Here is a 4,643-nt window from a genome sequence, read left to right on the forward strand (position 1 = left end):
ACTCTTATCTGAACAGGGTTTCAGCGATGGATTGTCCTAAGCACCTTGGTCTTTGCTATAGTATTTAACGGTAAAGCCGTCGTAGAACGACGGGGTTTCAGACCCAAAATTTTCGATGAGAACGAACAAAGGAAATTCTAAATCCTCTCGCCCTTTGCGAGTGCCGAGAGGTCGCCGGGACGACCGCCGCCACACCCCCAAGGTAAACCGGACAGGTCTCTATCAACGCGCGATCCAGCAGTCCTTCCTCAAACTCGACCCGCGCATCGCCGTGGGTAACCCGGTCCTGTTCGTGGTCTGGTTAGGAACGATCGTCACGACCCTGGTCACGATCGACCCGCATCTATTCGGCACGATCGCCGGGGATAGGGGACAACAACGGCTACTTAACGGCATCATCACCCTCATCCTCTTCTTCACGGTGCTGTTCGCCAACTTCGCCGAGGCGGTCGCCGAGGGACGGGGAAAAGCCCAGGCCGATGCCCTGCGCTCGACCCGCAGCGACACGATGGCCCGGAAAATCCTTGCCGACGGCTCGATCGAGTCGGTCAGTTCCACGGCCTTGGGTCGGGGCGATCGGGTAAAACTGGTGGCCGGGGACGTGATTCCCGCCGACGGGGAAGTGATCGAGGGAATCGGTTCGGTGGATGAATCGGCGATCACCGGAGAATCGGCCCCCGTCCTCAAACAACCCGGAACCGACATCGCCAGTTCCGTCACCGGCGGCACCAGGCTTCTCTCGGACGAGTTGACGGTGCGGATCGCTCAAGATCCCGGCCGGGGTTTTATCGATCGCATGATCTCCCTTGTGGAAGGGGCCGAGCGCACGAAAACCCCCAACGAGATCGCGCTGACGGTACTTCTGGCCGTGTTAACCCAAGTCTTTTTAATTGTCGTCGCCACGATTCCGCCGATCGGGAACTATATCGCCGGTTTCCTGGAAACGAGTCTCGGGCCGGCGGTTGCGGATACCTTTCGGGCCGGTTCCAGTATCGCCATCTTGATCTCCCTCCTCGTCGCCCTCATTCCCACGACGATCGGCGGTTTATTGAGCGCGATCGGCATCGCCGGCATGGATCGTGTGGCTCAGTTTAACGTCATCGCCACCTCCGGGCGCGCCGTGGAAGCCTGCGGCGACGTGAATACCCTCCTTCTCGACAAAACGGGAACGATTACCCTCGGAAACCGACTGGCTGACGAATTTATCCCCGTGAACGGTCATAACCTCGAGGAATTAGCCCGCATCTGTCTAGCGGCCAGCCTTTTCGACGAAACCCCGGAAGGACGCTCGATCGTTGCCTTAGCCCGGAATTTGGGCGCGAACCTCCCCATCGATGGCCAACCCGGCGAGGGAATCGAATTCTCCGCTCGTACCCGCATGAGCGGCACCGATATGGACGGCGAGGAATACCGTAAGGGAGCCGTAGACGCAATTAAAGGTTTCGTCCGTTCCCGCGGTGGTTCCGTTCCCGAGACCCTCGATCAGGCACAGGAAAGGGTTTCCCGTTTGGGGGGAACTCCCCTCGCCGTCTGTCGGGGTAACGATATCTACGGGGTGATCTATCTCAAGGACATCGTGAAGCCGGGATTAAAAGAGCGTTTCGACCAATTACGGCGCATGGGTGTGAGAACGATCATGCTCACCGGCGACAACCAGATCACGGCGGCGGTGATCGCGGCGGAGGCGGGGGTGGATGATTTTATCGCCGAGGCCACCCCGGAAGATAAGATCGAGGTGATCCGTCGCGAGCAAGCCAAGGGCAAGTTAGTTGCCATGACGGGAGACGGAACCAACGACGCACCCGCACTAGCCCAGGCTAATGTCGGTGTGGCGATGAACTCCGGAACCCAAGCGGCGAAGGAGGCGGCCAATATGGTGGATCTGGATTCTGACCCGACCAAGCTGATCGATTTAGTCACCATCGGCAAACAGTTATTAATTACCCGCGGCGCCCTGACCACGTTTTCGGTAGCTAACGATATCGCTAAGTATTTCGCTATTATCCCGACGATTTTCGCCGCTGCTGGGATCGGTGCTTTAAATATCATGGGTTTGAAAAGCGCTCAATCGGCGATCGTCTCGGCCCTGATCTACAATGCCCTGATTATCCCTGTTTTGATTCCTCTGGCACTTCAAGGCGTTCAATTTCGCCCCCTTACTGCCGACCAACTATTGCGGCGCAATATCCTTATCTACGGGGTGGGAGGCATGATTGCGCCGTTTATTGCTATTAAGATTATTGATGAGATAATTTCAGCGATCGGGTTGAGGTAATGGCAAAATCTGCAATATTTAAGCCTAGTTTATTCGGATTGAAGCACTCGAATCGGGATTTTAACCAAAAAGAAACATGGGGTAAAAATCAATTTAATTCCTCATTTCCAGCTTCTTTGTGCGCTTACTTAGATTGGAAAGGACTGAAAAATGTATATCTGAAACTCGATGAAAATTTAAAAATTCAACCTGCGGAGTTAAGTACACAAGAGTTATACGGTTTAGCTCCCGATTCCGATAATTTATTTTACGCTTTCGAGAGTCAATTTAGAGGAGGGAGCAAAATGATCACAATCGATTTATTCGCTGGTTGTGGTGGTTTATCTTTAGGTTTCCAGAAAGCGGGGTTTACTATTGTGGCCGCATTTGATAACTGGATACCTGCTATAGATGTCTATAGAAATAACTTTAGTCATCCGATATTTAATGTCGATTTATCTAGAGAATCTAGCCAAGAAATATTTGCTCAATATAATCCTGAGATTATTGTCGGCAGTCCTCCCTGTCAAGACTTTTCCAGTGCGGGTAGGAGAGACGAGGGTTTAGGACGAGCGAATCTAACGCTCACATTCGCTGAAATTGTCACTAGAGTAAGTCCGCAATGGTTTGTTATGGAAAATGTGGATAGAATTGAGAAAAGTAAAATACTCACTCAAGCAAAACAAATTTTAAAAAAACATGGTTATGGTTTAACTGGAAAAGTTATTAATTCTTGTTACTGCGGAGTTCCTCAAACTAGAAAAAGATATTTTCTGATCGGTAAAATGAACGAAGAAGATGATTTTTTAATCGATGAAATCAATGAAAATCTATCAATTCAACCTCTGACTGTATTTGACTATATGGGCAAAGAATTAGACATAGAATACTATTATAGACATCCTAGAAGCTATCAAAGAAGGGCGATATTCAGTATTTATGAACCTAGCCCTACTATTCGAGGAGTAAATCGACCAGTTCCCAAAACCTATCGACAACATCCCGGTGATGCTTGTCATCTCAAGGAAAAACTAAGACCGCTAACAACGAGCGAGCGAAGCTATATTCAAACTTTTCCTAAAGACTTTATTTTTACAGGAACAAAATCTAATCTAGAACAAATGATTGGCAATGCTGTTCCTGTTAATTTGTCCAGATATGTGGGCCAATGTATTCTTAACTATGAATTGAAAAAGGGGAACAAGACAACCTATCGACAACTACAGCTATTTTCTTGATTTACTGGCAAAAACAAATCTCCAAAAACCTCTAATTCTTATGAAAGCATCACCTATAAAATACCGATTTTTCTGGTATATTTTCTTAAATTTCTGTCTGACAATTCTTTTCTCCTCCATCGTTCAAGCTTCTACGGGAAGCACTATCGATAGGACGCAAGCTTCCGCGTTAACCCTTTTAGGATTAGTCGCCTTTGCTTTATTTATCTATCTGTTCTTGGTCATCTTTATACCAGAGAGGTTTTAATTATGAGTTTTGCACGCGAGGCAGCTAAAGCCATCCGTTCTACCCTAGTTCTCTGGGTGATCACTGCGCTGATCTATCCTTTCTCGATGATCGCCATCGGTCAAATTCTTTTTCCCTGGCAAGCGAACGGGAGTTTGATCACCAATAATCAAGGTCAAGTGGTGGGTTCGGCTCTAATTGGGCAACCTTTCACCAGCGATCGCTATTTCAATAGTCGTCCAAGTACCACCGCCTACAGTACGGCCGATCCGAAAAACGATCCTAACAAAGTCCTGCAAACCGGAATTTCGGGAGCGAGTAACCTAGCTCCCAGTAACCCCGTGTTGATCGATCGAATTAAAGGAAAACCCGATCCCGATCCGGCAAAAGCTATGGAGGGGGAGATTCCCCGATTAGAGAAAGCGGGAATTAAACCCACCGCGGATCTGGTATATACCTCCGGCTCCAGTCTCGATCCCCATATCACCCCAGAGGCTGCCAGAGCGCAGATCGAGCGGGTGGCGCGGGTGCGGGGATTACCGCCAAATCAAGTGGAGATCCTCGTTACCAAAAACACCGATGATCGCTTTCTCGGCATTTTCGGCGAACCGGGGGTTAACCTGCTGAAACTGAATTTGGCTCTAGATGCGATCGCAAATACCCAATAGGGTTTCTGATACTCAATCCTGTTTAAAAGGTATAGGAAAGTGGCAAGTGGGAAGAGAGAGTTTGCCTTTAAAAATCCCAACTTAGTAGATTTACAAACATGGGATGCAGCCGCTAAAAAACTAACTGGGAGAGGATTTTTTACCGAAATTTTGGGTTAAAGCCCCGTCCTTTTAGGACGGCTTTTTAAACTATAGCTTGTTAACTTAACTTTTATTGTGCTATACTGATTTTGTCTAAGTACCCCCTGCGTAAAATG

General features: G+C 48.8%; 4 protein-coding genes. All 4 read left to right on the plus strand.

Annotated features, from left to right (window positions below; all coding sequences use genetic code 11):
• Window positions 1-115 precede the first annotated feature (115 nt).
• Genes kdpB through kdpC form a run of 4 tightly spaced genes read left to right on the plus strand, consistent with a single transcriptional unit; the run spans window position 116 to window position 4,386 of the window.
• Window positions 116-2,275 (plus strand): potassium-transporting ATPase subunit KdpB, encoded by a 2,160-nt coding sequence (gene kdpB, locus EWV84_RS13805; RefSeq protein WP_287078436.1) that lies wholly within the window; start codon window positions 116-118, stop codon window positions 2,273-2,275.
• Complete coding sequence (locus EWV84_RS13810) at window positions 2,275-3,492, plus strand: DNA cytosine methyltransferase (RefSeq protein ID WP_287078437.1); 1,218 nt, start codon at window positions 2,275-2,277, stop codon at window positions 3,490-3,492. Before kdpB ends, EWV84_RS13810 begins: the two co-directional genes overlap by 1 nt.
• Before the next feature lie 40 nt (window positions 3,493-3,532).
• A complete protein-coding gene (locus EWV84_RS13815; protein WP_287078438.1) occupies window positions 3,533-3,739 on the plus strand; it encodes a potassium-transporting ATPase subunit F in 207 nt (68 codons plus the stop codon).
• 2 nt (window positions 3,740-3,741) lie between these two features.
• Window positions 3,742-4,386 carry a K(+)-transporting ATPase subunit C gene (gene kdpC / locus EWV84_RS13820; RefSeq protein WP_287078439.1) on the plus strand — a complete coding sequence of 215 codons (645 nt, stop codon included), beginning with the start codon at window positions 3,742-3,744 and terminating at the stop codon, window positions 4,384-4,386.
• The last annotated feature ends 257 nt before the right edge of the window (window positions 4,387-4,643 follow it).

This window comes from Microcystis sp. M_QC_C_20170808_M3Col (genome assembly GCF_007095505.1).
Lineage (GTDB): Bacteria > Cyanobacteriota > Cyanobacteriia > Cyanobacteriales > Microcystaceae > Microcystis.

What these genes read in the sequence shown, in the direction of transcription:
- kdpB (WP_287078436.1), top strand. Translation starts at nt 116, where the DNA reads ATGAGAACGAACAAAGGAAATTCTAAATCCTCTCGCCCTTTGCGAGTG.
- EWV84_RS13810 (WP_287078437.1), top strand. Translation starts at nt 2,275, where the DNA reads ATGGCAAAATCTGCAATATTTAAGCCTAGTTTATTCGGATTGAAGCAC.
- EWV84_RS13815 (WP_287078438.1), top strand. Translation starts at nt 3,533, where the DNA reads ATGAAAGCATCACCTATAAAATACCGATTTTTCTGGTATATTTTCTTA.
- kdpC (WP_287078439.1), top strand. Translation starts at nt 3,742, where the DNA reads ATGAGTTTTGCACGCGAGGCAGCTAAAGCCATCCGTTCTACCCTAGTT.